General features: G+C 60.3%; 21 protein-coding genes and 6 tRNA genes. 17 read left to right on the top strand and 10 right to left on the bottom strand.

Annotation, left to right across the window (positions count from 1 at the left end):
- The 5 genes from lon to VF436_RS21515 form a co-directional block, all read left to right on the top strand.
- Positions 1-1,885: endopeptidase La (gene lon, locus VF436_RS21535; RefSeq protein WP_330906111.1), on the top strand; the 1,885-nt coding region annotated here is incomplete at its 5' end.
- Positions 1,886-2,212: 327 nt separating this feature from the next.
- A complete protein-coding gene (locus VF436_RS21530; RefSeq protein WP_330906110.1) occupies positions 2,213-2,485 on the top strand; it encodes an HU family DNA-binding protein in 273 nt (90 codons plus the stop codon).
- 22 nt (positions 2,486-2,507) lie between these two features.
- Positions 2,508-2,582: transfer RNA gene (locus VF436_RS21525), tRNA-Val, on the top strand.
- A gap of 8 nt (positions 2,583-2,590) precedes the next feature.
- A tRNA-Asp gene (locus tag VF436_RS21520) sits at positions 2,591-2,667 on the top strand.
- Between the two features lie 86 nt (positions 2,668-2,753).
- Positions 2,754-4,664, top strand: a complete 1,911-nt coding sequence (locus VF436_RS21515; protein ID WP_330906109.1) for a SurA N-terminal domain-containing protein — start codon at positions 2,754-2,756, stop codon at positions 4,662-4,664.
- Between the two features lie 320 nt (positions 4,665-4,984).
- On the opposite strand, the gene VF436_RS21510 is transcribed toward VF436_RS21515, so the two are convergent.
- Complete coding sequence (locus VF436_RS21510) at positions 4,985-6,223, bottom strand: LysM peptidoglycan-binding domain-containing protein (RefSeq protein WP_330906108.1); 1,239 nt, start codon at positions 6,221-6,223, stop codon at positions 4,985-4,987.
- Positions 6,220-6,987 (bottom strand): hydroxyacylglutathione hydrolase, encoded by a 768-nt coding sequence (gloB, locus tag VF436_RS21505; RefSeq protein ID WP_330906112.1) that lies wholly within the window; start codon positions 6,985-6,987, stop codon positions 6,220-6,222. The genes VF436_RS21510 and gloB overlap by 4 nt, the downstream gene beginning before the upstream one ends.
- 201 nt (positions 6,988-7,188) lie before the next feature.
- Between gloB and VF436_RS21500 the strand changes: the two genes are divergently transcribed.
- From VF436_RS21500 to dnaQ, 3 genes are read left to right on the top strand one after another with little or no spacing between them, the layout of a single operon-like run.
- A complete protein-coding gene (locus VF436_RS21500) occupies positions 7,189-7,872 on the top strand; it encodes a methyltransferase domain-containing protein (protein WP_330906107.1) in 684 nt (227 codons plus the stop codon).
- 45 nt (positions 7,873-7,917) lie between these two features.
- The gene (rnhA, locus tag VF436_RS21495; RefSeq protein ID WP_330906106.1) at positions 7,918-8,355 is read left to right on the top strand and encodes a ribonuclease HI; all 438 of its coding nucleotides are present in this window, start codon (positions 7,918-7,920) and stop codon (positions 8,353-8,355) included.
- Positions 8,352-9,050, top strand: a complete 699-nt coding sequence (gene dnaQ, locus VF436_RS21490) for a DNA polymerase III subunit epsilon (protein ID WP_330906105.1) — start codon at positions 8,352-8,354, stop codon at positions 9,048-9,050. Before rnhA ends, dnaQ begins: the two co-directional genes overlap by 4 nt.
- Before the next feature lie 160 nt (positions 9,051-9,210).
- On the opposite strand, the gene VF436_RS21485 is transcribed toward dnaQ, so the two are convergent.
- From VF436_RS21485 to ppsA, 4 genes are all read right to left on the bottom strand, one after another.
- Positions 9,211-9,912, bottom strand: coding sequence for a PP2C family protein-serine/threonine phosphatase (locus tag VF436_RS21485; RefSeq protein ID WP_330906104.1), 702 nt, complete (start codon positions 9,910-9,912; stop codon positions 9,211-9,213).
- A 367-nt stretch (positions 9,913-10,279) separates the two neighbouring features.
- Positions 10,280-10,369 (bottom strand) — tRNA-Ser (locus tag VF436_RS21480).
- 67 nt (positions 10,370-10,436) lie between these two features.
- Positions 10,437-11,153 (bottom strand): signal peptidase I, encoded by a 717-nt coding sequence (lepB, locus tag VF436_RS21475; protein WP_330906103.1) that lies wholly within the window; start codon positions 11,151-11,153, stop codon positions 10,437-10,439.
- Between the two features lie 120 nt (positions 11,154-11,273).
- A complete protein-coding gene (gene ppsA, locus VF436_RS21470; RefSeq protein WP_330906102.1) occupies positions 11,274-13,661 on the bottom strand; it encodes a phosphoenolpyruvate synthase in 2,388 nt (795 codons plus the stop codon).
- Between the two features lie 236 nt (positions 13,662-13,897).
- On the opposite strand from ppsA, the gene ppsR reads away from it, so the two are divergent.
- Together ppsR and VF436_RS21460 are read left to right on the top strand one after the other, a co-directional pair.
- Positions 13,898-14,713, top strand: coding sequence for a posphoenolpyruvate synthetase regulatory kinase/phosphorylase PpsR (ppsR, locus tag VF436_RS21465; protein ID WP_330906101.1), 816 nt, complete (start codon positions 13,898-13,900; stop codon positions 14,711-14,713).
- 33 nt (positions 14,714-14,746) lie between these two features.
- A complete protein-coding gene (locus VF436_RS21460) occupies positions 14,747-15,232 on the top strand; it encodes a DUF1249 domain-containing protein (protein ID WP_330906100.1) in 486 nt (161 codons plus the stop codon).
- Between the two features lie 98 nt (positions 15,233-15,330).
- Here VF436_RS21460 and VF436_RS21455 read toward each other — a convergent pair.
- The 3 genes from VF436_RS21455 to VF436_RS21445 form a co-directional block, all read right to left on the bottom strand.
- Positions 15,331-15,407: transfer RNA gene (locus VF436_RS21455), tRNA-Asp, on the bottom strand.
- 88 nt (positions 15,408-15,495) lie between these two features.
- Positions 15,496-15,571, bottom strand: a tRNA-Glu gene (locus VF436_RS21450).
- A gap of 14 nt (positions 15,572-15,585) precedes the next feature.
- Positions 15,586-15,661 (bottom strand) — tRNA-Ala (locus VF436_RS21445).
- A gap of 214 nt (positions 15,662-15,875) precedes the next feature.
- Between VF436_RS21445 and VF436_RS21440 the strand changes: the two genes are divergently transcribed.
- The 5 genes from VF436_RS21440 to VF436_RS21420 all read left to right on the top strand — a co-directional run bounded on the left by VF436_RS21440 (position 15,876) and on the right by VF436_RS21420 (position 20,918).
- The gene (locus VF436_RS21440) at positions 15,876-17,645 is read left to right on the top strand and encodes a cation:proton antiporter (RefSeq protein ID WP_330906099.1); all 1,770 of its coding nucleotides are present in this window, start codon (positions 15,876-15,878) and stop codon (positions 17,643-17,645) included.
- Positions 17,646-17,821: 176 nt separating this feature from the next.
- Positions 17,822-18,601: an FKBP-type peptidyl-prolyl cis-trans isomerase gene (locus tag VF436_RS21435; RefSeq protein WP_330906098.1), complete on the top strand. Its 780-nt coding sequence runs from the start codon at positions 17,822-17,824 to the stop codon at positions 18,599-18,601.
- 124 nt (positions 18,602-18,725) lie between these two features.
- Positions 18,726-20,063, top strand: coding sequence for a UDP-glucose/GDP-mannose dehydrogenase family protein (locus tag VF436_RS21430; protein ID WP_330906097.1), 1,338 nt, complete (start codon positions 18,726-18,728; stop codon positions 20,061-20,063).
- Complete coding sequence (locus VF436_RS21425; RefSeq protein WP_330906096.1) at positions 20,060-20,284, top strand: SlyX family protein; 225 nt, start codon at positions 20,060-20,062, stop codon at positions 20,282-20,284. Before VF436_RS21430 ends, VF436_RS21425 begins: the two co-directional genes overlap by 4 nt.
- A gap of 37 nt (positions 20,285-20,321) precedes the next feature.
- Positions 20,322-20,918: a DUF2058 domain-containing protein gene (locus VF436_RS21420; protein WP_330906095.1), complete on the top strand. Its 597-nt coding sequence runs from the start codon at positions 20,322-20,324 to the stop codon at positions 20,916-20,918.
- Positions 20,919-21,211: 293 nt separating this feature from the next.
- Here the strand turns inward: VF436_RS21420 and VF436_RS21415 are convergent, their stop codons facing one another.
- Entirely contained in the window at positions 21,212-23,281 is a 2,070-nt protein-coding gene (locus VF436_RS21415) for a 3-hydroxyacyl-CoA dehydrogenase NAD-binding domain-containing protein (protein ID WP_330906094.1), read from the bottom strand.
- Between the two features lie 218 nt (positions 23,282-23,499).
- Between VF436_RS21415 and VF436_RS21410 the strand changes: the two genes are divergently transcribed.
- Together VF436_RS21410 and VF436_RS21405 are read left to right on the top strand one after the other, a co-directional pair.
- Entirely contained in the window at positions 23,500-23,994 is a 495-nt protein-coding gene (locus VF436_RS21410; RefSeq protein ID WP_330906093.1) for a hypothetical protein, read from the top strand.
- Positions 23,982-26,044 (top strand): bifunctional diguanylate cyclase/phosphodiesterase (locus VF436_RS21405; protein WP_330906092.1); only part of this gene is annotated, 2,063 nt, incomplete at its 3' end. The genes VF436_RS21410 and VF436_RS21405, both read left to right, overlap by 13 nt.

The raw sequence follows: 26,044 nt of genomic DNA, 5'->3' as shown, positions 1-26,044 counted from the left end.
ATTGGTCGACGGTGAGATGGATTTGCAGCAGGTCGAAAAGCGCATCCGCGGTCGCGTGAAATCGCAGATGGAGAAGAGTCAGCGCGAGTACTACCTCAACGAGCAGATGAAGGCGATCCAGAAGGAGCTCGGTGAGGGGGAGGACGGCCCGAACGAAATCGAAGAGCTACAGAAGAAGATCGAGAGTGCTGGCATGTCCAAGCCGGTCCTGGCCAAGGCGCGTCAGGAGTTTGGCAAGCTCAAGCAGATGTCGCCGATGTCTGCCGAAGCCACGGTGGTGCGCAATTATCTCGATTGGCTGGTCGGTGTGCCGTGGAAGAAGCGTTCCAAGGTACGCAAGGATCTGCAAATGGCGCAGGAAGTACTCGACGCAGATCACTTTGGCCTGGAAAAGGTCAAGGAGCGCATCCTCGAATACTTGGCCGTGCAGCAGCGCGTCAACGTCATGAAGGGGCCTATCCTCTGTCTGGTGGGTCCGCCTGGCGTCGGCAAGACCTCGCTTGGGCAATCCATCGCCAAGGCAACCAATCGCAAATTCGTTCGCATGAGCCTGGGTGGAGTGCGTGACGAAGCAGAGATTCGTGGTCATCGCCGCACTTATATTGGTTCGATGCCTGGGCGCATCGTGCAGAACATGAACAAGATTGGCACACGCAATCCGCTGTTCGTGCTCGATGAAATCGACAAGATGTCGATGGACTTCCGTGGTGATCCGTCCTCGGCGCTGCTGGAGGTGCTCGATCCGGAGCAAAACCATGCCTTTAACGATCATTATCTCGAAGTCGATCTCGACCTTTCTGAGGTGATGTGGGTTGCTACGGCCAATTCGCTGAACATTCCAGGTCCGCTGCTTGATCGCATGGAAGTCATTCGTATCCCTGGTTATACCGAGGATGAAAAGCTTGCCATCGCCCAGCGCTACCTCCTGCCCAAACAGCTCAAGGCCAACGGCTTGAAGCCAGAGGAGCTGAAAGTAGGCGAAGAGGCAGTGCGCGATATCGTGCGTTACTACACACGCGAATCGGGGGTGCGCAGCCTCGAGCGCGAAGTCTCGAAGATCTGCCGCAAGGTAGTCAAAGAACTCACGCTGGGCGAGGTCAAGAAGGCCAAGGCCGATACCAAGGCTGGCGCATCGTCGAAAGCGAAGTCGGCCAAGCTACGGTCGATCAAGGTCGATTCGGATAACCTGGAAAAATTCCTGGGCGTCCGTCGCTTCGACTTCGGTCGCAAGGAGCAACAGAACGAGGTGGGCCTGGTGACGGGTCTTGCCTGGACGCAGGTGGGCGGCGATCTATTGAGCATCGAAGCTTCGGTGGTCAGCGGCAAGGGCAGGCTGGTACATACCGGCCAACTCGGCGACGTCATGAAGGAGTCGATCCAGGCCGCGCTGTCTGTGGTTCGCGCGCGAGCGGACAACTTGGGTATCGATCCGACCTTCCACGAAAAACTGGACGTGCATATCCATGTGCCGGAAGGCGCCACGCCCAAGGATGGCCCCAGCGCAGGCATTGCCATGTGCACGGCACTCGTATCAGCCCTGACCAAGGTGCCGGTGCGCTCGGAAGTGGCCATGACCGGCGAAATTACCTTGCGCGGCCGCGTGCTCCCCATCGGCGGGCTCAAGGAAAAGCTGCTGGCAGCGCATCGTGGCGGGATCACCACGGTGATCATTCCGGAGGAAAACAAGAAGGATCTGGCCGACATCCCCAAGAACATCACCCAGTCGCTGGAGATTCACCCGGTGCGTTGGATCGATGAAGTGCTCGATATTGTGCTGGAGCGTCCGTTGCAGCCTTTGGCCAAGGAGGGTGACGGTGAGGCCGTTGCCGCAAAGGTCGACAATGCCGGCGAGGATTCGAAGGAGTCACCTGCGCGTCCGCATTGATTGCACGTGGGTTTTGTCGAACTGGCAAAGTAAGGAGGCATGGAAACATGCCTCTTTTTTTGTCGTCATGAATCGTTGCGCAACACGCACTCGGTTCTTGTTGCATGTCGTCATCGACATGCGCTATAGGCCTCAAACCGTTGGTACGCCTTGTATTGCGGACCCTCGGGGGCACTGGTATAAAGGGCGGCACCGTAATCCAGACGCATAGAGTAAGAGCGATGGCGATTGCGGGAAGTTTCCTCTGGTCCGCCACATCAGGCTGGCGGCGATATCCCGTCCCAACCGATGACGCGGGCTGCATAACCGTATTAAGGGAGTGTCTCCATGAATAAAACCGATCTGATCAATGCCGTCGCCGAAAAGGCCGAGCTCACCAAGGCCGACGCCGGCCGCGCGCTCGAGGCGTTCTTCGAGACCGTGCAGAAGGCCCTGAAGAAGGGAGACGATGTGTCGGTTGTCGGCTTCGGCACGTTCACCGTGCGCAAGCGCGCTGCTCGCACCGGCCGCAATCCGCGCACCAACGAGGAGATCAAGATCAAGGCGTCCAAGGTTCCGGCTTTCAAGGCTGGTAAGACGCTCAAGGATGCCCTAAACTAACCGGCTACTCGCTTGGTTTTTTGGGTGCTTAGCTCAGCGGTAGAGCGTCGCCCTTACAAGGCGAGGGTCGTAGGTTCGATCCCTACAGCACCCACCAGATTGTGTGGAGCGGTAGTTCAGTCGGTTAGAATGCTGGCCTGTCACGCCGGAGGTCGCGGGTTCGAGTCCCGTCCGCTCCGCCACAGAACGCAAGGGCGCCCATGTGGCGCCTTTGTTATTTAATGTCCCGGCAGGGCCGGGTGTCGGAAACGATTGCGAGATCACTTCAATGTTGCAGACACTGGGTAAAAAGCTGCACGGATGGCCTGCTGCCCTCTTTCTGGGCGTCTGTGTGTTTGCCGTGGCGTTCTTCGGTATCGAGTCGTACTTCATGGGGCACGCCGACACCTTCGTCGCCAAGGTAGGTTCGCGAGAGATCAGCCAGCAGCAGTTCCAGGACCGCCTGAACCGCATGCGCCAGCAGGCCTCGGAGCAGAAGCAGGACACCTCGGCGTTCGACAAGCCGGAGATGAAGACGCGCATACTGGATGCGATGATCTCGCAGGCGCTGCTGATGCAAGCAGGTGAGGATCTGGGCATGAACGTGCCCGATGCCGCCATTCGTGAGCGCATCCTGCAAATCCCGTATTTCCAGGTTGGCGGCAAGTTCGACCCGACAACCTACCGTGCCATTCTTGCAACACAGGGGCTGACGCCAACCTCGTTCGAGCAGCAGATCCGCTCCGAGCTACAGGTGCAGCAGCTGCCCGATGCGCTCTCGGCCAGTGCCATCGTCACCGATGCCGATATAGATCGCTTCTTGAACGTGCGCATGCAGCGGCGCGACTTGCGTATCGTGGCATTGCCGCGTCCCACCAACATCGACAGCAACGTTACCGACGCGCAGATCGATGCCTATTACAAGGCGCACCAAGCGGATTTTATGAATCCGGAAACCGTGAGCCTGAGTTACCTCGAAGTCAATGGCGCCGATCTGAAATCGGATACCAAGCCTAGCGAGGACGAGCTCAAAAAGCGTTACGAGCAGGAAAAGCAGCGCTTCCAGAAGCCCGAGCAGCGCTTGGTCTCGCACATCCTGATCGACGTGCCCAAGAATGCGACGCCCGACCAGCAGAAGGCCGCGCTGGCCAAGGCCGAGAAAATCGCCGCCGAAGCCACGCCAGCCAATTTCGCCAATCTCGCCCAGCAAGACTCCGACGACCTGGGCTCCAAGCGTCAAGGCGGTGATCTGAGCTGGTTGGAAAAGGGTGTGGCGAACCAGGCGTTCGACACGGCCCTGTTTGCCATGCAGAAGGGCCAGATTTCCAAGCCGGTGCTGTCGCCCGACGAGGGCTATCACATTATCTACTTGCGTGACGTGCGCGCCGGTGACATCAAGCCTTTCGCCGAAGTGCATGCGCAGCTTGAAGAAGAAGCCATCAAGTCCGACAAGGACCGCCTCTACAACGACATCGCCGGCAAGCTGGCTGACCGCACGTACCAATCGCCGTCGTCGCTGGAACCTGCCGCCGAAGAGCTGAAGTTGCCAATCAAGACCACCGCCCCTTTCTCGCGCGAGGGTGGTGAGGGCATTGCAGCCAATCCCAAGGTCGTGGCTGCTGCGTTTTCCGACGATGTGCTAGCGCAGGGTAACAATTCGAGCCTGGTCGACCTCGGTGGCGATCATTCCGTTGTGGTTCGCGTGGACAAGCATGTAGCAGCCGCCGCGCGTCCGCTGGCGCAGGTGAGTGACGACATTCGCAAGCGCATCCTGGATGAACGCAGCACGGATGCATCCAGGAAGCAGGCTGACGAGCTGGTTGCTCGTTTGCAGAAGGGTGAGGAATTGCAGGCTGTTGCGAGCTCGGTTGGCGCCACCGTGCAAACGGTGGCCGAATCCATGCGTGCTCCCCAGCCAGGCAAGCCGCCGGTCGCCCAGGTTGTGCTCGACCAGGCATTCAAGATGCCGCATCCGGTTGCGGGCAAATCACACTACGCATCCGTGGCCCTTCCCGATGGCAGTTACGATCTGATGGCTGTGGACAAGGTGCAGGATGCCGATCTGTCGAAGATGACCGCCGAAGACCGCAAAGACCTTCGCGAGCAGATGGTCCAGGGTTATGGGGCGCTGCAGACCCAGGGTTTCATCGACGCCTTGCGTGCGCGTACCGACGTAAAGATTGCTACCGATCGCATGTAATGGGTTGGCGCGTCAAACATGAAAAGGACGGCTCTCTTGAGCTGTCCTTTTTTTTGGAAGCCTATGGCGCAGGTCGTAAACCTTTCGGTGTTGGGGATGAGCGAGCCCCGAATCACTTTCCATCAAGGTCGTCTGGCTGGTGTCGACTGAGAATCGGTTGCTGTCGCCACATCGAAACCATCAGACTGGCTTTTCCCTGGCGCTGGATAAAGGCGCGAGGTTTTCGAGGCCGTCCCGGGCAATCTCGCCAGCGATGCATGAGGCGACACTCCCTCATTCACCCCTGGACAAAGCGTCCACGGTCATCGCTATCTTTTTGATCAGCCGCCGCAGACGCGCAAGATTTGGCCGGGCTTGATATGCGCACCCTGGAGTTTGTTCCAGTGTTGCAATTGCTTCACGCTCACGCTGTAACGTCGGGCCACGCTCGATAGCGTGTCGCCGTTCTTGATCTTGTAGGTCTTATGGCCGCTAGCCGCATTATCGCGTCGGGTTTTGTCGGTAGTGGCCGTTGCATTGCTATCCATGGGAGATCCGGCATCGTCGATGGTCGCCAGCGACGCGATGTTCGGAGTTTGGACGCTGGCATCGGCCTGGAGCGAAGACTGACGGAACTGCTCGGCTTTTCCGCTTGGTAGCAGGAGGTAAGAGGTCAGATTCGGGTCGACCGTATCGTTGCGGAAGCCTGGATTAAGAAACCGGAAATCATCGATGGACATCCCGGCATGGTTGGCTGCCTGGGCCATCGGCATGGCTCGATTGACCTCGACCTTGACCAGGCGCTGGTCCGCAGGGAGGTAAGGCAGGCTGACATGGAACCGGTCCGGCTCACGTACGATGCATGCCATGGCGAGCAACTGAGTTAGGTGCTCGCGTGTGATGCGCCTGACGGGCATGTGTGGAATGGCAGGATCGGCTGGGGGAGTGCCGTACTTGTCCATCATCTTGCGCGTGGAGAATTCACCTGCATTGTAGGCATAGTCCACCATGCGCCAGTCACCCAGATCATCGTAGTAGCGCCGCAGCAATGCCATGATCTTGTCTGTGGCCTGCGAGATGTCCAGTCGCCCGTCGTAGCGCTTGTCCACGCGCATGCCCAGTGCCTGCGCAGTGGTTGACATGATCTGCCACATGCCGGCTGGATTGTTCTTGCGTCCTTGCACGGGCTGATAGTGGCTCTCGACCCATGGCAACAGGACAAACTCGCCAGCTACCTGGTGCTTTTCGGCGATTTGCTCCACATAGGCTAGATGCGGCATGACGTCGCTAAGCTGATCCTGGAAACGTTGGGGGTTGCGGGTAATATTGCGGGCCGATTCCATGATGGCCGGGTCCGCATCGCAATCGTCCATCGCAAAGCTGTTGCGCAGGGCATCCCACACGTTGTTGGAAGGAGCGGGGGCTACAGTGGCTCGATGGGCGACATCCGTGACCTGTGGACTTCCCTGCGGCGGCGCGATATCCGTGGTCGGCTTGGTTGGCTGGGGTTGCGTGGCGACGCAGGCAGCCAGCAGGCCGGTGAGTGCCAACGGTAAGGGACGTAAGCGTCGGTGGCTCATGCGCGAAATGCATCCTTGGCCGCGCGCAGTGCCGCGAAGCGGCCGACGCGATCATGTATGGAGGGATCGTATTGCTTGCACCATGCGATGACGCCAGCCTGATCCACGCGCAGGAACGGGTTGGTAGCCCATTCGGCAGATAGCGCAATCGGCAGGCTGGGCTTACCGGCATCGCGTAACGTGGCTACCTGGTCGAGCCGCGCATGCAGGGCCGCATTGTCCGGCTCCACGGTCAGGGCAAAACGACCGTTACTGGCGGTGTATTCGTGGGCGCAGCACACCAGCGTCGTGCCGGGGAGTGCACTGAGGCGGTCGAGCGAGTTCAGCATCTGCGCGGGTGTGCCTTCGAACAGGCGTCCGCAGCCCAGGCTGAAAAGGGTGTCACCACATAGCAGCAGGCCTTCGCCGGCGTAAGCAATGTGCGTAGTGGTGTGGCCGGGGATGGCCAGTACCTCGAAACGGGCCACCGGAGACTCCAGCACCACGCTGTCGCCCTCGTTGACCCTATAGGTTGCGTCTGCGATACGCTCGTCGTTTGGTGCGTAGACTGGGACCTGGCGGTAGGCGAGCAGCTCGGCCACCCCTCCCGTGTGATCGGGATGATGGTGGGTTAGCAGGATCGCGCGCAGGTTGAGTTTGCGCTCGCGCAATGCACCAAGCGCCGGAGCAGCTTCACCCGGGTCCACCACGATGGCGTTGCCTGCATCGTCATGCAGCAACCAGATGTAATTGTCGGCAAGCGCCGGTAGCGGTACGACGTGCAAGGAAAACCCCACTGCGGTTTCGTATCGTCAGGCGCAGCCTTCCAGGCTTGCGCAAGACTCCCGACTATACGGCTGCTTTTAACTGCGCTCGTTAGGCAAAGGTTAAAGCTCCACGTAAGGATTCAGGCTTGCGCCAGACGCCACATTCGGCCGGCTGCCGGTACACTGTGGCCTGCCAAAGTCCCTGGACCTGTTCCTGGCATGCCTCATCGCCACCAAGACATCTATTCCAGCACGCCCTTGCATGTACTGGCCGCCGAAGAGGCTGCCGCGCTCGCCGGCGACCTGCAGCGCTGTGCCGGCGAGCATGGCCTGCTGGTCACGGCGATGGCCGGGGATATGTCCCCGGGGTTACCGTTGCTCAACCATTGGGTCAGGTTGACCCTGGGCTGGCAGGGACTCTATGGCGGAGATCTGCGTGGCCGAGCCAACGAGCCGCTGGCCTTTCAGGACGAGATCTTTGAACTGGTCATGCTGCGTCATGCCCTGGAGATCGCACCTGCGCCCCGTGCCTTGTTGGATGAGGCGGTCAGGGTGCTGGCGCCCGGCGGCATCCTTGCGGTGACGGGCATTCACCCGTTCAGCTTCTGGAACCCCTGGCTACGCTGGAGCACGCGTCCGCGCCCGCTCTCATTGACTTCGCCCCTGGTGCTGGAGCACTGGTTGCGCACCCATGGCCTGGACATCGAAAAGGTGCAGCGGGTAGGGCGTTGGCGGCCGGGTGCGGCCGAGGAATGGCAGGTCATGCCAGTGCTGGGTGGGGGTTACGTCATGATCGCGCGCAAGCGTCGTCACATCTTGACACCCACCCGATTGCGACCGCGGGCTGTCGCCGCGCCAGTCGGCGTGGGGTTGGCCCCCGGCGCTCGTCGCAGCGCGGCATAAGCCGCTGCGTACGTAAGAACGTATCGACACCACAGGATTGAAGGTTTGACAGACGTACATGCATTTACTGATGGTGCCTGCCTGGGCAACCCTGGCCCCGGCGGCTGGGCTGCCCTGCTGCGGGCCAAGGGCACCGAGCGCATGCTCGAAGGCGGGGAGCGGGCGACCACCAACAACCGCATGGAGCTAATGGGGGCGATCGCCGCGCTGGAGGCGTTGACACGTCCATGCACCGTCCTGCTGTTCACCGATTCGCGTTATGTCATGCAGGGCATTGAAGAGTGGGTGCCCAAATGGAAAGCCAACGGCTGGCGCACCGCAGATAAGAAGCCAGTGAAGAACCAGGATCTCTGGGAGAGACTGTCGCAGGCGGTGAGCAAGCACCAGGTAAGCTGGCGTTGGGTCAAAGGCCATAGCGGCCACGTCGAGAATGAGCGAGTGGACGTTGCGGCTCGAAAGCAAGCGGAGTTGCTCAAGACATGAGACAGATTGTCCTCGATACTGAAACCACGGGCCTGGAAGTACGCCAGGGCCACCGGTTGATCGAAATCGCCTGTGTGGAAATGATCGAGCGTCGTCCCACCGGCCGCCATTACCAGACATATCTCAATCCCGAACGCGCCATCGACGAAGGTGCGCGTCAGGTCACGGGCATCGAAGATGAGTTCCTGCTCGACAAGCCCTTCTTCGCCGACGTAGTGGAACAATTCCTCCAGTTCATCGATGGCGCTGAACTGATCATCCACAACGCGACGTTCGACGTCGGCTTCCTGGATGCCGAACTCGATCGCGTCGGCCGGGGCAGGATCGCTGATCGATGCACGGTGCTCGATACCCTGGTCATGGCGCGCGAGCGCTATCCTGGCCAGCGCAACAGCCTCGATGCCCTGTGTAAACGCCTGGGCGTGGACAACTCCGCCCGTGACTTGCATGGCGGCCTGATCGATGCCCAGTTGCTGGCCGAGGTCTATCTCGCCATGACGTCGGGCCAAGTGGCCCTGGACCTAGGTTTCGAGTCCCAAGCTGAGCAGCGTACCACTGCGGTAGTGTTGCCGTTGCGCATGGATCGCCGTCCGCGTGTCCTGCGCGCTACTGACGATGAAATCGCCGCGCACGAGCAACGCCTGGATGCGTTGGACAAGAGCGCCGGCGGTACAAGCGTCTGGCGCTCGCACTGAGCTCCGACAGCGCAGGAAGCCTGACGGTATGGGAAGGGGGCGAGCGGGGCAATATGCCTGCGTTCTGGGCGCAGGCTTCGGAAAGCCCTTAACTTGCCGATCCCCTGGGCTTGCATCCTCTCGACTTGCCCCTTGTTGTCCCTTTTGAATGATCGAGCGCCTAGTGAATCCGCGCCAGGATCGCCGTGACATTATCCTTGCCGCCGTGATCGAGGGCAGCAAGCAGCAGATGGTCGACGCACTCCTGGGCTGCCAGGTCGAGGCGTTCGATCGTAGCTCCGATGACCGTGTCGCTCAGCTCTTCAGTGAGGCCATCGCTGCACAGCAGGAAGCTCATGCCTGGCGTCAGCTTGCCGCGGGCCATGCCGATATGCAGCTGGTCACTGGCGGTGATTCCCAGCGCCTGGGTGATGACGTTGCGCTGAGGATGCTGGCCGGCCAGCGAGGCGTCCAGGGCACCCGACTCCACCAGTTCCTGGACCAGCGAATGGTCGTGGCTGATCTGGCGCAAGTGGCCTTGCCATAGGTAGACGCGGCTATCGCCGACCCATGCCACTTCGTAGTGATCACCATGCATGCGCAAAGCGGCGATGGTGGTCCCCATGGGCAATCGGTCGCGGCGGGGGCGAGCCTGTTGAACCAGTCGCTCGTGTGCGGCGCGTACCGCCTCGACCAGATGATGGCCACGCGTGACGAGATCGGCGATCGCATCACGCACCAGGGCCGAGGCGACTTCCCCATGACGATGCCCGCCCATGCCGTCAGCCACCAGGAACAGGCCCAGCGACGCGTCGGCGTAATAGGTGTCCTCGTTGCGCGTACGGCGCAAGCCGACGTGGGTTCCGTGTCCGAACTCGATCATGGGGTACTGATATCCGCAAGTGCGCCAAGCATGACGTATGTCGCTAGAGGGTGCAAAACGGGGCATGGAGGTGCATTCATGATCGTGATCGCGCCTCTGGAGTTGGCTGCCTCGCCTCGGCTCGTGGCATCGGCGACATGTCGATGTTATCGGGCTATTGAGTGGTCGGCTTTTGTCCACACCTGGCGCGCCGCCTCAGTGACGAACTGTGGAGGCGGCGATGAGGGATGCCATCTCGTCAGGTGCACGCGATAAACCAGCCCGGACTGAGTCAGGGCGGACACTTGCCATCTTGGCCCGGAATTCCATGTGCTTTGCGCGGCTCGGAAAAACGAAGGGCTTGCATCGCTGCAAGCCCTTGGTTTCTTGGCGGAGAGGGAGGGATTCGAACCCTCGGTACGCTTACACGTACGCCTGATTTCGAGTCAGGTACAATCGACCACTCTGCCACCTCTCCAAAAGCGGACGCGCTGGTCGACGCGAGCCGGCAATTTTACGTGCTCCCGCGGATACTGGCAACTGGGTCAGCGAAGAACGGCCTGGTGGTGATCCTGAGATTCGGCCTGACCATCCAATGCTGCGCCGAAACGGTCGTTACGAGGCAGATCATGGTGGGCCGGATCCAAGGAGAAGGCCACATAGCGAGCGCGACCGAGAATTTCCGCGCGTGGTGCAAAACCCAGGAAGCGCGAGTCGTAACTGTTATCGCGGTTGTCGCCCATGAGCAGGTACTGGCCTGCTGGCACTGTCACCGGGCCGAAGTTGGCACCCACGCTGGGACGGTAGTCAGAAAGGCGAATCACCCGAGGATTGCCGCCGCTACGTTCAACCGCGTAATGGGCTGGATCGGTGGTGTCGTCACCGATGCCGTCGACAGTCACCGGGGTGTAGCCGGCCACCTCGCCGTTCACGATCAGGCGGTTGCCGCGCAAGGCGATCCGGTCTCCGGGAGTGCCGATGACACGTTTGACCAGTCGCTCGCCGGCTTCCGTGGAATCGAGCACCACGATGTCACCCCGTTGCGGATCGGCCAGTTTGCGCAAGGAGACATGAGTGAACGGTATGCGGATGTCATAGGCCACGCGGTCGACCAGGATGCGGTCGCCGATACGGATGGTCGGTTGCATGGAGCCGGTGGGGACGGTGTTCCAATCTGCCACGGCGCTGCGGAACACAAACATGCAGAACATGAAGGCGATAAAGCCTTTGTTGCGACTCAACAGGTTGGCCAGCTGTCTCACGTTGCTTCCCCTCAGTTTATGGACGTCCGTCACGTGTGACCGTCGAGGAGTGGGGAAGTTCTCCTGAAAAAGGGCGGTGTCGCCACCGCCCTCTATCGGATCGTCAAGCCTGTCGCTGGCTTATGAGGCTTTCTTCTTGGCCAGTCGCAGCCAGGTATCGACCACCGTATCAGGGTTGAGCGACACCGATTCGATGCCTTGTTCCATCAGCCATTCGGCGAGGTCCGGGTGATCGGAAGGGCCCTGGCCGCAGATGCCGACGTACTTGCCTTTCTCGCGAGCGGTCTTGATCGCGAGTGCCAGCAGCTTCTTGACGGCCGGGTCGCGTTCGTCGAACAGGTTCGCCACGATGCTCGAATCGCGATCCAGGCCCAGGGTGAGCTGGGTCAGGTCGTTCGAGCCGATGGAGAACCCGTCGAAGATTTCAAGGAACTCGTCGGCGAGCAGGGCGTTGGACGGCACCTCGCACATCATGATGATCTTCAATGCGGCCTCGTCGTTGGCGCTGGCGCCCTGCTTGAGACCATTTTTCTCCAGCACCTCGATTACCTTGCGGCCTTCGCCCAGCGTCCGCACGAACGGGATCATCACCCAGACATTGTCCAGGCCCATCACCTCGCGCACCTTCTTGACCGCCTTACACTCCAGGCCAAATGACTCGGCAAAACCGGCATCGACATAACGGCTGGCGCCGCGATAGCCGATCATCGGGTTTTCCTCGTGCGGCTCGTAGCGCGAACCGCCGAGCAGGTTGGCATACTCGTTGGACTTGAAGTCCGACAGGCGCACGATCACCGGCTTGGGGTACACCGACGCGGCGATGGTGGCGATGCCTTCGGCCAGGCGCTCGACGTAGAAAGTGACCGGATCGGCGTAGCCGGCAATGCGCTCATCAATCTTCGCCTTGGTGGCGGCGTCCTGCTTGGCGTATTCCAGCAAGGCCTTCGGATGCACGCCAATATGGCTGGCGATGATCATCTCCAGGCGAGCCAGGCCGATGCCAGCATTCGGCAGCATGCCGAAATCGAAGGCACGATCGGGGTTGGCCACGTTCATCATGATCTTCAGCGGTGCCTCGGGCATATCGCCCAGGTCCGCGGTCACGCGGTCGAACTTGAGCGTGCCTTCATAGATGCTGCCGGTGTCGCCCTCCGCGCACGACACGGTGACTTCCTTGCCGTCAGGAATGGTATTGAGCGCATTGCCGGTCCCCACCACGGCAGGTACGCCCAGTTCGCGAGCGATGATTGCCGCGTGGCAGGTGCGGCCACCTCGGTTGGTGACGATGGCCGAGGCACGCTTCATGACCGGCTCCCAGTCGGGGTCGGTCATGTCGGCAATCAGCACATCGCCGGGCTGTACCTTATTCATGTCGTCCAGACTGCGCACGACACGCGCCTTGCCCGCACCGATCTTCTGACCAATGGCGCGGCCTTCGGCCAGCACCTTGCCTTTTTCGAGCAGGTGGAAACGCTCTAGTTGCGTGGCGTGTGCACGCGACTTCACCGTTTCCGGGCGTGCCTGCACGATGTAGAGCTTGCCGGTGTTGCCGTCCTTGGCCCATTCGATATCCATCGGACGCTGGTAGTGCTTCTCGATGATCAGGGCCTGGCGAGCCAGTTCTTCAACGTCGGCATCTGTCATGCAGAACGTGTTGCGCAAGGAGGCAGGGGTGTCTTCGGTCTTCACGCGCTCCCCGGGCTTGTCCGAATAGACCATGCGCATCTGCTTGGCCCCCAGGTTGCGGCGCAATACCGCAGGCTTGCCCTGATTGAGGGTGGGCTTGAACACGTAGAACTCGTCCGGGTTGACGGCGCCTTGCACCACCATCTCGCCCAGGCCATAGCTGCCGGTGACAAAGACCACATCGCGGAAACCCGATTCGGTGTCCAGGGTGAACAGCACGCCCGATGCCCCCACATCCGAGCGGACCATCAACTGCACGCCGGCGGACAGGAACACGTCTTCGTGCTTGAAGCCCTGGTGTACGCGGTAGGCAATGGCGCGATCGTTGTAGAGCGAGGCGAAGACCTCCTTGACCTTGTGCAGCACATCCTCGATGCCGACCACGTTGAGGAATGTTTCCTGCTGGCCGGCAAATGACGCGTCGGGCAAGTCCTCAGCGGTTGCCGAAGAGCGCACGGCGACGGCGATATTCTCGGTGCCGGCTTCCTTGCAGAGCTTGGCGTAGCCATCGCGGATGGCCTGGTCCAGTTCGGTGGGCAGGGGTGTTTCCGTGACCCACTCGCGAATCTCCTTGCCTGCGGCCACCAGGGCCTGCACGTCATCGACGTCCAGCCCTGTCAGGCGCTCCTGGATGCGCTTGGCCACGCCGCTCTTATCCAGGTACTGCTGAAAAGCGCTGGCTGTAGTGGCGAAACCGCCCGGCACCGAGACCCCGAGCTTGGCCAGGTTGCCGATCATTTCGCCGAGCGACGCGTTCTTGCCGCCGACCTTGCCCAGGTCGGTCATGCGCAGCGTGTCGAGCCAAAGCACCAAATCGTTCAAGGGACTCTCCTTCAAGAGCTCTAAGGGGTGATGCGTGGTGTGACCCGTCGCACAAGGCAAAATGCGGGCCGCAAAGAACTGGTATTGTCTGCTGTCGATGGTGCAGGGCACAAGAAGACCAGTCCAACGCCATCAGCGGCCTGAGCAATACCAGTCAGGTCAAAGTCAAGCAAAGACAGGGCTTGCAGCTTGCGCTAATGTGCCGCGTGAGCCCGCCCCGATATTCAGGAAGTTCCATGCAACGAACCGTTTTTTTCATCTCCGACTCTACTGGTATTACGGCGGAGACAATCGGCAACAGTATCTTGGCGCAGTTTGACGGCGTTCAGTTCGACAAGCATCGGCTCCCCTTCATCGACGATGCGCAAAAAGCCGAGGCGGCGGCGTTGCGCATCAAGACACGCTACGCGCAGACAGGTGAAAAGCCCATCGTCGTCAACACCATGGCTGACCGCTCGTTGTGCGAGATCGTTGCCAGCAGCGGCGCCTTGATGCTGGATGTATTCGCCCCCTTTATCGGTCCGCTGGAAGATGAACTGGGTGCCAAGCGCTCAGGCGCGGTCAATCGATCGCACGGCCTGGTGGATTTCGAGAAATACGAGGCCCGCATCAATGCGACCAACTATGCGTTGTCGCACGATGACGGTATCGACGTGGACTACGGTCAGGCAGATCTGATCCTGATCGGAGTGTCGCGATCGGGCAAGACGCCGACTTGTCTTTACATGGCCTTGCATTACGGGGTCAGTGCCGCCAACTATCCTCTGACCGATGACGACCTGGACAAGCTGGAACTGCCGGCAAGGCTACGACCTTACAAGGACCGGCTTTTCGGGCTTACCATCGAACCGCAGCGTCTGGCGCAGATCCGCGAGCAGCGGCGTGCCAACAGCCGGTATGCGACCATCCAGCAATGCCGATGGGAACTGGAGCAGGCCGAGAAGCTGATGCGACGGGAAGGAATTCCCAGCCTCAATACCACTCATGTGTCCATCGAAGAAATTGCCAGCAAGATTTTTGACCGATTCGGTATCGAGCGGACCTTGTTCTAATCATTTGTTCCAGCCCAGGAGTATGCCTTGCCCATGAGTGCCATTCTGGATAACCGTAAAGCGCTGTTGCCCGGCCGCTTCGGCTTCCTGATGGGGCTCTATGCGGAGAACTATCACCGCCTTGCGCGGCTGTTTGCGCCGCACGAGCTTGCTCCCGGGCAATACGTCTCTCGCGTGGACGATGGGCTGGACGTACATCTGCAAGTGCAGGAAAAACATCCTTACACGCTTGAGCTGGAATTGACCTACGGTTTCATCGATCAACATACGGGGCAGCGTTCGCCTTCCGCGCAACTGCGCATGTACACCGACGCGCATGTTGCCGAAGCTTTGCATTGTCACCCCGGTCGCCATTTGTGGCAGGTTCTTGGTCCTTTTCCTCCAGCGCACACCGTCTTGCAGCATCGCTTGCGCATGAACGGTTTTCTTACCCGCTGGCTGGAATATCTAGCCGAGCAGGGGCATGGTAAAGGCACGCTTGAACAAGCTGGCGGCGATATGGCGGCCATCGATCGCTGAGGTGCGTTGTTCTTGGGGGAGCAGCGCTCTCTGCATCCGTGGATGCTATGGCAGAGGCACAAAAAAACGCCCACTTGATGGTGGGCGTTTTAAAAAGATGGCGGAGCGGACGGGACTCGAACCCGCGACCTCCGGCGTGACAGGCCAGCATTCTAACCGACTGAACTACCGCTCCGCGTTTTTGAACATCTTCCAGCGCAACACTTTGACACTACATCCATGTCCATCCTGGTGCCTTACCGGAGCCCGGCTTGGCGGTAGAATGGCGTCCCCACGGGGATTCGAACCCCGGTCGCCACCGTGAAAGGGTGATGTCCTAGGCCTCTAGACGATGGGGACGTGTATCCAAGTTTTGGTGGAGCCAGGCGGGATCGAACCGCCGACCTCCTGCATGCCATGCAGGCGCTCTCCCAGCTGAGCTATGGCCCCAAGCCTCTGGAAGCCCGAAAGAATAGAAGGGGATCCTAGTTTCGTCAAGCATTCGTAACAAAATTTTTTTGATTTTTTTCGTTGTAGACGGAAGTCCGCGTCGCTGCTCACTATTTGACGGGTGACCCCATCGCGCGACATGGAGACCACATGGCATGGTCGACCATCAGGATGCGGCTGCTAGTCTTTGAGTCGTCGCTAGACGGGAAGCAACATGCACGAAATTCAGTTCATCCAGGATCTCGCTACGGTCATGCTGGTGGCCGGCCTCACGACCGTTTTGTTCCAGCGTCTGCGCCAGCCTGTGGTGCTTGGCTACATCATTGCGGGTGTGGTGGTCGGCCCCTATACCAACTCGCTGATCTTCGTGCATGACGAAGACACCATTCGCACGTTGTCCGAACTGGGCATGATCTTGTTGCTGTTCGCGCTGGGTCTGGAATTTAGCCTGAAGAAGCTAAAGGAAGTCGGTGGTGCTGCGCTGGTGGCGGCGGTGTGCGAAATCGTACTGATGCTCTGGCTGGGCTATGAAATCGGACGGTTCTTTGACTGGAGCTCGATCGATTCTCTGTTCCTGGGCGCGATGATGTCGATTTCCTCGACGACCATCATTCTTAAGGCCCTGGGCGACCTGAATCTCAAGCGAGAGAAGTTCGCCCAGGTCATCTTCGCCATCCTGATCATCGAGGATGTGCTGGCTATCGTGCTGATGGCCTTGCTCACGGGTATCGCCAGTACCGGCGACCTTGCAGCGGGTGAGGCGATGGCCGCGATCGGTCGCCTGACGCTGTTCATGGCGGTATCGCTGATCGTGGGTTTATTACTCGTGCCCAGGGTGGTCGACTACATCGCGCGCGTCAGTCGTGACGACGTGTTGCTCATCGCCGTGCTGGGCTTGTGCTTTGGTTTTTGCCTGCTGGTCACGCAGATGGGTTACAGCGTCGCGCTGGGCGCCTTCATGATTGGCGCCATCGTTGGCGAATCGGCCAGCGTGCAACGCATCGAACGGATCATCGCGCCCGTGCGCGACATGTTCAGCGCCATCTTCTTTGTTGCTATCGGCATGCTGATCGATCCTAAGGTCCTGGCACAGTACGCGTGGCCGATCACCATCGTTACTGTGGCGGTCGTCATCGGCAAAGTGCTGACATGCAGCTTCGGCGTTTTCGTGGCAGGCAAGGATGGACGCACGTCGCTGCGTGTGGGCATGGGATTGGCCCAGATCGGTGAATTCTCCTTCGTGATAGCCTCCCTTGGCCTGAGCCTGAAAGTCACCAGTGGTTTCCTGTATCCCATCGCGGTCGCCGTATCTGCGTTGACGACCTTTCTAACCCCGTACCTGGTGCGATCGTCCGATCGTGTCTCCGATGTTCTGGCTCGTCGGTTGCCTTCGGGCCTGGCCGGTACCTTGAGTGCCTATACCGACTGGATGGGGAACATCAGTTTTTCAGGGCAGGGTGCAGTCATCATGAAGATGGTTCGCCGGCTTGTGTGGCATGTCGTCATCAACATGATGCTGGTGGTGGCTGTATTTCTGATGATGGCCTATCTCTATCGCAAGGGGTACTTCCACTGGGATATCTTCCAGGGCAACGTCCTGATCTCACGCAGCGTAGCTTGGTCGATCGCAGCGCTGTTGTCGCTGCCAATGATCGTGGCGGCCTACCGCAAGGCCAACGCCCTGGGCATGTTGTTGGCGGAACTGAGCATCCCTGAACGGGTTGGTGGGCAACACAACGTAAAAATCCGCGCCGTGTTGGCCAGGATGGTGCCGCTGGCGGCCATGGCGGTGTTGGCGCTGGTCGTGGCCGCGCTCGCTTCGACCATCCTGCCGCCACGTGAAGTTGCCCTGGTCCTGGTGCTCATTGGCCTGGGCTTGACCTGGTTGTTATGGCGGGTGCTGGTGCAAGTCCATGCTCGTCTGCAAGCCGCTTTGCGCGACACCTTGGATAAGAATGAGCGGCCAGATGAGCACCAGATCTGAAAAAATTCGTAAAAATCGGCGATTTTGAACCCGGTCACGAACCTTTAAGCCAAATCACGGTCAGCTAGAGTACTCGTTGCTAAGACGGGAAAGGCACCGCACAATGGGCGTTGCGCCTCCATCGGGGAGGCTCGACCGGTGCGTGCCGGCAAAATCCAATCACGAGGGAGTTTCAAATGAAGCATTTTCTGCGTCCCACGCTGACGGCGGCCGCCATGGCCGTTGCGCTGGGTATGACCGCCGGCGTTCACGCTCAGGCCGCCAAGTCGGGCGCATCGGCTGGGGCCGCCGGTACGGTTGACAAGGCCAAGGCCAGCTACATCGTGGGTTGGGACCTGGCCAATTCGCTGCCGCCGTTGGTGCGCGACGAGGTCGATCCGGCCACCGTGGCCCGTGCCTTGCAATCAGCGCTGGCTGGCCAGAAGCCAACGATGACCGACGCTGAGTACAAGAGTACCAAGGAGGCCTTCATGGCCCAGCTGCAGGCCAAGGCCAAGAAGGAATATAACGAGGCCTCCTCCAAGAACAAGGCCGAGGGTGACGCGTTCCTCGCCAAGAACAAGTCCGCTGCGGGCGTCAAGACGACCGCCTCGGGCCTGCAGTACCAAGTGATCACCGCCGGTACCGGCGCTCGCCCGGGTCCGAATGACACCGTGCAGATCAACTACGTCGGTAGCTTCGTCAACGGTGAAGTGTTTGATGATTCCTCCAAGCACGATGGCGGTGGCCCGGCTTCGATCCCGCTCGGTGGCGTGATCCCCGGTTTCCGCGAAGGTCTGCAGCTGATGCAGACCGGCGGCCATTACAAGCTGTTCATCCCGGCGAACATCGCCTACGGTGCGCAGCCGCAGAATGGCTTTCCGCCGAATGCGACGATCATCTTCGATGTGACCCTCGTCAAGACGGGTCCGACGCCGGCTGGTGCTGGCGGCGAGCAGGGTCCGGCTGGCAAGTAATCAAACGCCGATATCTTGTGTCACCGGACGGGGCGCGAGTATTCGCGCCCCGTCTTTTTTGCTGATTTGATTGCCAAGCGCCTGCTAAAATGACGCTCTTGAGATTTCCGGAATCCTCGCGACGATGAAAGTCACCATTTTTGGCACCGGTTACGTTGGACTTGTGACGGGCGCCTGCCTGGCCGAAATGGGTAACCACGTCGTATGCGTCGATATCGACGAGGCCAAGGTCGACCGCCTCAAGCGTGGCGAGATTCCGATCTATGAGCCCGGTCTTGAGCCAATCGTCAAGCGTAACCATGCCAACGGCCAGTTGGACTTCACCACCGAGGCGCGGCCTGCCATAGAACACGGTCAGGTCATCTTCATCGCCGTAGGTACGCCCCCGGATGAGGATGGCAGTGCTGACCTCAAATATGTGCTGGGTGTGGCCCGCACGATCGGTCAGCATCTGGATCGCTACGCCGTGGTGGTCAACAAATCCACGGTCCCCGTGGGTACGGCCGATCGCGTGCGTGCCGCTGTAGTGGCTGAGCTTGAAGCGCGCGGGGTGTCGGTCGAATTCGACGTCGTGTCCAATCCGGAATTTCTCAAGGAGGGAGATGCCGTTGAGGATTGCCTGCGCCCGGATCGCATCATCATCGGCAGTTCCAGCGAGCGCGCCATTGGCGTGCTGCGCAAGCTCTATGCGCCATTCAATCGTAATCATGAGCGCACTGTCGTCATGGACGAGCGCTCCGCGGAGCTGACCAAGTACGCTGCCAATGCGATGCTGGCGACCAAGATCAGTTTCATGAACGAAATCGCCAATATTGCTGAGCGGGTCGGCGCTGACGTGGAGCTGGTGCGCCAGGGCATCGGTTCGGACCCGCGTATCGGCTACCACTTCATTTACCCCGGGGCTGGGTATGGCGGTTCGTGTTTCCCCAAGGACGTGCAAGCATTGGAGCGCACCGCGCGAAGCGTGGGATACGACGCGCGATTGCTTGGTGCGGTCGAGGCGGTCAACTACAGCCAGAAAGTGAAGTTGTTTGAGCTGATCAACCAGCATTTCGGGGGGCAGCTGGCGGGTAGGACCATCGCCCTGTGGGGGCTGGCGTTCAAGCCCAATACCGACGATATGCGCGAAGCGTCGAGCCGGCGCTTGATGGAAACCTTATGGGAAGCGGGGGCTCGGGTGCGCGCATTCGACCCTGAAGCCCGTGAGGAAACCCACCGCATCTATGGTGACCGCAATGACCTTGTGCTTTGCGACAGTGCCTACCAGGCACTGGCCGGTGCCGACGTGCTGGCCATCGTGACCGAGTGGAAGGCTTTCCGCAGTCCTGATTTCGCGCGCATTCGTGCCAGCCTTGCAGAGCCGGCGATCTTCGATGGTCGCAATCTCTATGACCCCCGGCAGGTCGAGGAGGCCGGTCTGGCGTATTACGGCATTGGCCGTGGGCGCAGCTTGCAAGCATGAGTGTGTCCGAGCCGACGCTGGAGCAGCGATTGACCGAGTTGGAGGTCAAGCTCACCTTCCTCGACGACAGCGTGCATGGCCTGTTGGCAGCCGATGTCGACCAGTCGCAGCGTATCGCAGCGCTGGAGCGTATTGTTAACGATTTACGCAGCGAGCTTGCCGGCTTGCGCGCATCCCAGGGGCACGACCCGCATAGCGAGCCGCCGCCTCCCCATTATTGACTGACCTTCCAGGCGTTATTTACGCGAGTCCACGATCATGGCCGATTCCCTGCGCGATCAACTGCTCAAGAGCGGTATCGTCAAACAGGTGCGCGACGAGAAGCGCGCCGCCGCTGCGCAAAGCCCCAAGCCCGCCAACAAGCAAGGAGGGCCGCACGGCCGCCGACCTCACGGGCACGGCAAGCCGCAAGGCAAGTCAGTGCAGCAAGTCGCTCCACGCAAGGATGGTGAAATCGATCTTGCCAAGGCTTACGCCGTACGCGCCCAGACCGAAGCGGTCGAGCGCAAGCAGGCCGAGCAAGCCGCCGCCGAGGCTGCGCGCTTGAAGCGTGAGCGCAAGCAGAAAATTGAGAAACTGCTTCAGGGTAAAAGCCTCAACAAACCAGACGCCGATGTGGCACGCCATTTCGAGTATGGCGGCAAGATCCGTCGCCTGTATGTGGACGCAGCACAATTGGCTGCGATCAACGCTGGCGAGGTGGGTATTGTGCAGTTGAATGGGCGTTACATCCTGGTTGCCCGCGATATCGCAGAGCAAGTGCGCGAGTTGGATGCGCATCTCGTAGCGCTGTTGATCGAGCCGGGAGCCGGCGGAGTCGGCGAAGACGGCGTCCCTGACGACCTGATGTGGTAGGCCTGCGCAGGAGCGACTTCAGTGGCGATGCAAGCCGCGAGTTTGGTTGCGCCTTGAAGCTTTAAAACGCCGACCTGCGGCTGGATCGCAGATGGCGTAGCGAATGAATTCGTCCCTGTGAGGCGATGCAAGCGGCGAGTTTGGTTGGAGCTCGGAGATTTCCGAGCTCCAACCTATGACTGAATCGCGGATTGCATCGCGACTGAAGTCGCTCCTGCGAGGTGTTGCGGGATGCGAATGGCTTCTCGCCACCTTATTTGTCCCCGCAGCAAAGGCAGGGACGATGCCGACACTTATTGCTCGAACTCGAATCCCGTCTTGGCCAGTGCGGGATGGTCCCACCCCCCCTTTGGTGCGAACCGTTCACCGTGACGTTGCGCCAAGCGCTCCAGCCTGCCTCGGACGGCATCGACGCCCTCGCTGCGCAGATATTGGATCGGGCCGCCGCGAAACGGTGCGAAGCCGGTACCGAAAATCACGCCTGCGTCGAGCAGGTCAGCATCATCGACCACCTGGTCTCCCAGGCAGGCGACCGCCTCGTTGACCATCGGCAGGATCATCCGATCCTGCAAGTCGGCAGGTACGACATAGTCAGGATCCACATCAGGTTTTTGCGGCTTGCCCTCGTGCCAGGTATATAGACCCTGGCCATCCTTCTTGCCACGCTTGCCGGCTTCGAGCTTGTCCTCCAGACCAGCTGGCAGTTCCAATCCAAGGAATGGCGCCAGTTCCTTGCCGACCGAGGCGCATACATCCAGGCCCACCGTATCGGCCAGTTCGATCGGGCCCATGGGCATGCCGAACTTCTTGGCCTCCTTGTCGAGCACTGGTCCTGGAATGCCTTCGTTGTACAGCCGCATGGCCTCAAGCAGGTAAGGCATCAGGATGCGGTTTACCAGGAAGCCCGGCGTGCCCTTCACTGCGACGGGCAATTTGCCGATAGCCTTGCAGAAAGCGAGTGCGCGTTTTTCGTAGGCCGGATCGAGCCGCTCATGCCGCACTACTTCGACCAAAGGCATCTGCGCCACCGGGTTGAAGAAATGCAGGCCCAGGAAATGCTGCGGCCTTTGCAGGCCCTTGCTCAATTCGTCCAGGGGAATGCTCGAGGTATTGCTGGCCAGGATTTCGTCAGCCTGGAATTGCGGCTCAATAGTCGCGTAGAGCGCCTCCTTGGCCTGTGCATTCTCGAAGATGGCTTCGATCGCGAGATCGGCGTTCTTGACACCGGCGCCCTCGACATCGGCGCGCAGCCGGGTCATGGCGGCGTCCACTTTTTCCGGTGACTTGAGCTTCTTTTCGTACAGCGCGCGTGCCCGCGTCAGCGCCGGCTCGATGAATTTCAGTTCGCGGTCCTGCAAGGTGACCTGGAAACCCTTGAAGGCAGCCCATGCGGCAATGTCACCGCCCATGACACCGGCACCCACGACATGCACGTGCTCGATGCCGTGCTCGACACCGCTGCCCTGAGCTTTGAGGCGCTCTTGCAGAAAGAAGACGCGGATAAGGTTTTGCGCGGTCGAGGTCTGGGCGAGCTTGGCGACCGACTTGGCTTCCAGCCTGAGGCGCTGGTTGATGCTCGCACCTCCGCGGCGCCACACCTCGATCATCGCAAAGGGAGCTGGGTAGTGTTCCTTGCGCACTTTGGCCGCGGTCTGCTTGACCATCATCGGGGCCAGTACCTGGCGTACTGGCCAGATATTGGTTGCCCAAGCCTTGGCTCGCTGAGCCAGAGGGCGGGCATGCGACCTGCGTAGCACGCTTCGGGCTTCGGACAGCAATTCGGCGGCCGGCACAATGCGGTCAACCACGCCCAGCGCCAGGGCGCGCTTTGCTGACAAGGCGCGACCGGTCAACATGAGCGGCATGGCTTCGGTCGCTCCGATCAGGCGCGGCAGGCGAGCCGTCCCGCCCCAGCCTGGATGAATGCCGAGCATCACCTCGGGCAGCCCGATGCGGGTCCTGTCGTCATCGGCAGCCACACGCTGGCGGCATGCCAGTATCAGTTCCGTGCCGCCACCCATGCAGGCCCCATGGATGGCCGCGACGGTCGGGCAGGGTAGCCGGGCCAGGGCTTCATAGACGCGTTGCCCGTTCTCGATATTTTCCAGCACCGTGCCGTGTTCGGCATACTTGACGAACTCCTTGATGTCGGCACCCACGGCGAAACCGAACGGCTTGGCTGAATGAATAAGCACGCCGGCTGGCTTCTCGATCGCCAGGCGTTCGACGATCTGGCCCAGTTCGTCAAGTACGGCACGGGAAATGGCGTTGACGCTGGCGTCGGCCCGGTCCAGGGAGAGGGTGACAATGCCCGAGTCATCCAGGCTCGTTTTCCAGTGATTGAAGCGCAGTCCTTCGAACATGGCGGTCAGAATATGGCTTGGAAGCTGCCCACCATACCTTCCCGTAGCGATGAATGCGAGACGGGGCCAAGCGTGCAATAGGCGCCGCGATGCGCGAAGCCTACGTGAACCGGCTTGTGCGCCATCGCATGAATCAGTGCCGTTGGTGGTGGTAATGGATCGGAAAGCGACACAGGCTATTGTGCTCATGCCGGGCTTGAGCAATTTTACGCAACTAGATGACTACCTCCATTGCCAGCCCTACCGCTCCTGTCGGAGCCGACGTGTTCGAGCGCATCCTTGGTGCGCCAGGGCAATTACTTGCGCTGGAAGGACCCGACAGCAAGACCCTGATCGATCAATTTCGTACCCTGGTTCGGCATTCGGGCCAGGCGGTTTACCTGTGGGATGCCGATGTCGGACTGAGCAGCCTGCGCGAAGCGCAGGCCCGCGTGCCAGGCAGCCAGCGGCTCGGACAGGCCCTGCGATTCGTCCAGCAAAGTATCCATTTTGGGGTCTATCTGTTCCTTGACCTGCCCATGCCACTGGCCGCCTCCGACATGGCGTTGCTGCGGCAATTTGGAAAAGGCCAGTCCGAGCAATTGCGTCGCGTTGTCCTGGTTGACCCCTCGCCTCGGCTGCTGGAAGGCCTGGACGATGTCATTGAGCGCATCGATTGCGCGCCCCGGCGCGAAATTCGGCCACGTCTGCGTGATGGCCGATGGCTGCTATGAAGGCCATCGCGATGAACAAGACCCATGCCGGTGTTCTGGTGATCGCCCCTCAGCGCGAGTTGCGCAGGCAATTGTTCGATGTGTTCGATCATGAGGAGAATCAGCCCATTGTCTATTCGGCGCGTGATTTGACCCATGCGCACCAGTTGCTGCTGGAGCATCCCCGCCTTGATCTGGCTGTCTTGGTGTGCGACGGCGACGCCCTCCATATGCGCCAGAGCGTACAGACACTACGTCAGTGGCCCTCGTGTGTTTCCACTCCCTTGATCCTGGTCTTGCTGGACGATGCAGCGCTGCAGCCAAAGGATCTACCCACCGAGGTGGCTGATTGGGTATACGCCTCGCAGATTGGCAGTGAATTGATTGGTCGCTGGCGAAGACTGACTCGGCCGGGAGCGGCGCAGGTCGTACCGTTGCCAGTGGCTCCTGCTCAGCCCGAGCGTGGGGACTACCGATTTGCGTTCGATGAGTCGGATGCCGAATGGGTGATTGTCGATCCAGAGCGTGAGCGCATCATCGAATCGAGCGTTGCGTTGATTCGTAATAGTGGCCTGCCTCTGGCGCGCCTCTCGCGTATGCCGGTGCTGGAGCTGCTGCAATTTGATGACGTGGATGTCCATCGCCTGATGGCAGAGGGAAGCCGACAATGGCATGCCTGCCGCAGGCTCTCGGTTTCCGGTGGTGAAAGCGGTTTCGCCAGTGCGCGCAAGGTGCGCCATCAGGGGCGGGATGCGGTGGCATTCTCGTTTCGTAGCGACCAGGCCAGCACGCGTGCCGAGTCGGCCCTGGATCTGTTGGCGCGGCTGTTCAATTCCGGCAGCGGCGATGACGGTGTCGAGGCGGCGGCCAAATTGCTTTATGACGCCCTGCAACTGGACTACTTGGCGCTATGGTCGGCTCGACCGGAAGAGAGTGGCGCTGCCGCGCAACTGGTGCAGATGCTGCGGGGTGAGCCCGTAGCGCTGCCCGAACCTGGCTTGCAAAGTTCATTGCGGCTGATTCTCAATGGGCAGCCAATGACACATCAGTCCGATGCGCAACGTCTGGTCGATGTCGACCCTTTGTTGCAACAACTGGCACTGCAAGGATTCGTGGGCCTGCCGTTGCTCGATGAGCGTCGCAATGTGCTCGGCGCACTGCTGGCCGGGAGCCATCGTGCGTTTGGCTCCATGGAGATCATCGTGCCCCTGCTGCGTGTGGCTGCAGCCCGGTTCGCGCATGCGCTTGAACTCAAGCGCACTCGCGAACAAGGGAGGGCCGAAGGATTGCTCGATGCGCTCACGGGCTTGCCTAACCGTGTGCTGTTCAATGACCGATTGGACATGATCATTCGCGAAGCCACGCGCACCGGCGAGTGTTTTGCCTTGCTGTTTGTCGACCTGGATCGCTTCAAGACCATCAACGATACCCTCGGCCATGCCGTGGGAGACCAGGTGCTGGTAACCGCAACCCAGCGACTGCGTACCAGTGTGCGAGCGTCCGATACGGTGGCGCGCTACGCTGGCGACGAATTCGTCGTGGTATTGCGCCATATCGTCAAGAACGAAGACGTTCTGCGTATTGCCGAAAAAATCGTGCAGCTCATGCAGGCACCTCTGCGGATCGATGATGGTACCGAGTTACAGGTCACCACATCCATCGGCGTCAGTTTTTATCCGGACGATGCAGACGATGCCGAAACCCTGCTCAAGCATGCCGATGAGGCGATGTACGCAGCCAAGAGCCTGGGACGCAACAATTTCCAGATCTACGAAGTCAGCTCCGAACAGGCTCAACAGCAGAACCTCGCCTTGAAGTCGAGACTTCGCCATGCCGAAAGCAACGGCGAGCTACGTGTGTTCTATCAGCCACAGGTCGATGCGGTGACCGAGGATATTGTCGGCATGGAGGCCCTGGTGCGCTGGGAGCATCCGGAGCTTGGCTATATCGGTCCGGGATTCTTCATTCCTTTGGCCGAGGAGACCGGCCTGATTGTGTCCATCGGCGAATGGGTACTGCGTGCCGCGTGCAAGCAGGCCCAGGAATGGGAGCGCCACTACGGGCTGCGCCT

This window comes from Dyella sp., from assembly GCF_036384435.1.
Lineage (GTDB): Bacteria > Pseudomonadota > Gammaproteobacteria > Xanthomonadales > Rhodanobacteraceae > GSA-30.
The sequence above is the reverse complement of the archived record's forward strand: the minus strand, read 5'-3'. Positions and strand labels throughout refer to the sequence as shown.

Bases quoted from the DNA above. Each gene is read 5' to 3' on its own strand.
- VF436_RS21530 (WP_330906110.1), top strand. From the start codon at position 2,213: ATGAATAAAACCGATCTGATCAATGCCGTCGCCGAAAAGGCCGAGCTC.
- VF436_RS21515 (WP_330906109.1), top strand. From the start codon at position 2,754: ATGTTGCAGACACTGGGTAAAAAGCTGCACGGATGGCCTGCTGCCCTC.
- VF436_RS21510 (WP_330906108.1), bottom strand. From the start codon at position 6,223: ATGAGCCACCGACGCTTACGTCCCTTACCGTTGGCACTCACCGGCCTG.
- VF436_RS21500 (WP_330906107.1), top strand. From the start codon at position 7,189: ATGCCTCATCGCCACCAAGACATCTATTCCAGCACGCCCTTGCATGTA.
- dnaQ (WP_330906105.1), top strand. From the start codon at position 8,352: ATGAGACAGATTGTCCTCGATACTGAAACCACGGGCCTGGAAGTACGC.
- VF436_RS21485 (WP_330906104.1), bottom strand. From the start codon at position 9,912: ATGATCGAGTTCGGACACGGAACCCACGTCGGCTTGCGCCGTACGCGC.
- ppsR (WP_330906101.1), top strand. From the start codon at position 13,898: ATGCAACGAACCGTTTTTTTCATCTCCGACTCTACTGGTATTACGGCG.
- VF436_RS21460 (WP_330906100.1), top strand. From the start codon at position 14,747: ATGAGTGCCATTCTGGATAACCGTAAAGCGCTGTTGCCCGGCCGCTTC.
- VF436_RS21440 (WP_330906099.1), top strand. From the start codon at position 15,876: ATGCACGAAATTCAGTTCATCCAGGATCTCGCTACGGTCATGCTGGTG.
- VF436_RS21435 (WP_330906098.1), top strand. From the start codon at position 17,822: ATGAAGCATTTTCTGCGTCCCACGCTGACGGCGGCCGCCATGGCCGTT.
- VF436_RS21430 (WP_330906097.1), top strand. From the start codon at position 18,726: ATGAAAGTCACCATTTTTGGCACCGGTTACGTTGGACTTGTGACGGGC.
- VF436_RS21425 (WP_330906096.1), top strand. From the start codon at position 20,060: ATGAGTGTGTCCGAGCCGACGCTGGAGCAGCGATTGACCGAGTTGGAG.
- VF436_RS21420 (WP_330906095.1), top strand. From the start codon at position 20,322: ATGGCCGATTCCCTGCGCGATCAACTGCTCAAGAGCGGTATCGTCAAA.
- VF436_RS21415 (WP_330906094.1), bottom strand. From the start codon at position 23,281: ATGTTCGAAGGACTGCGCTTCAATCACTGGAAAACGAGCCTGGATGAC.
- VF436_RS21410 (WP_330906093.1), top strand. From the start codon at position 23,500: ATGACTACCTCCATTGCCAGCCCTACCGCTCCTGTCGGAGCCGACGTG.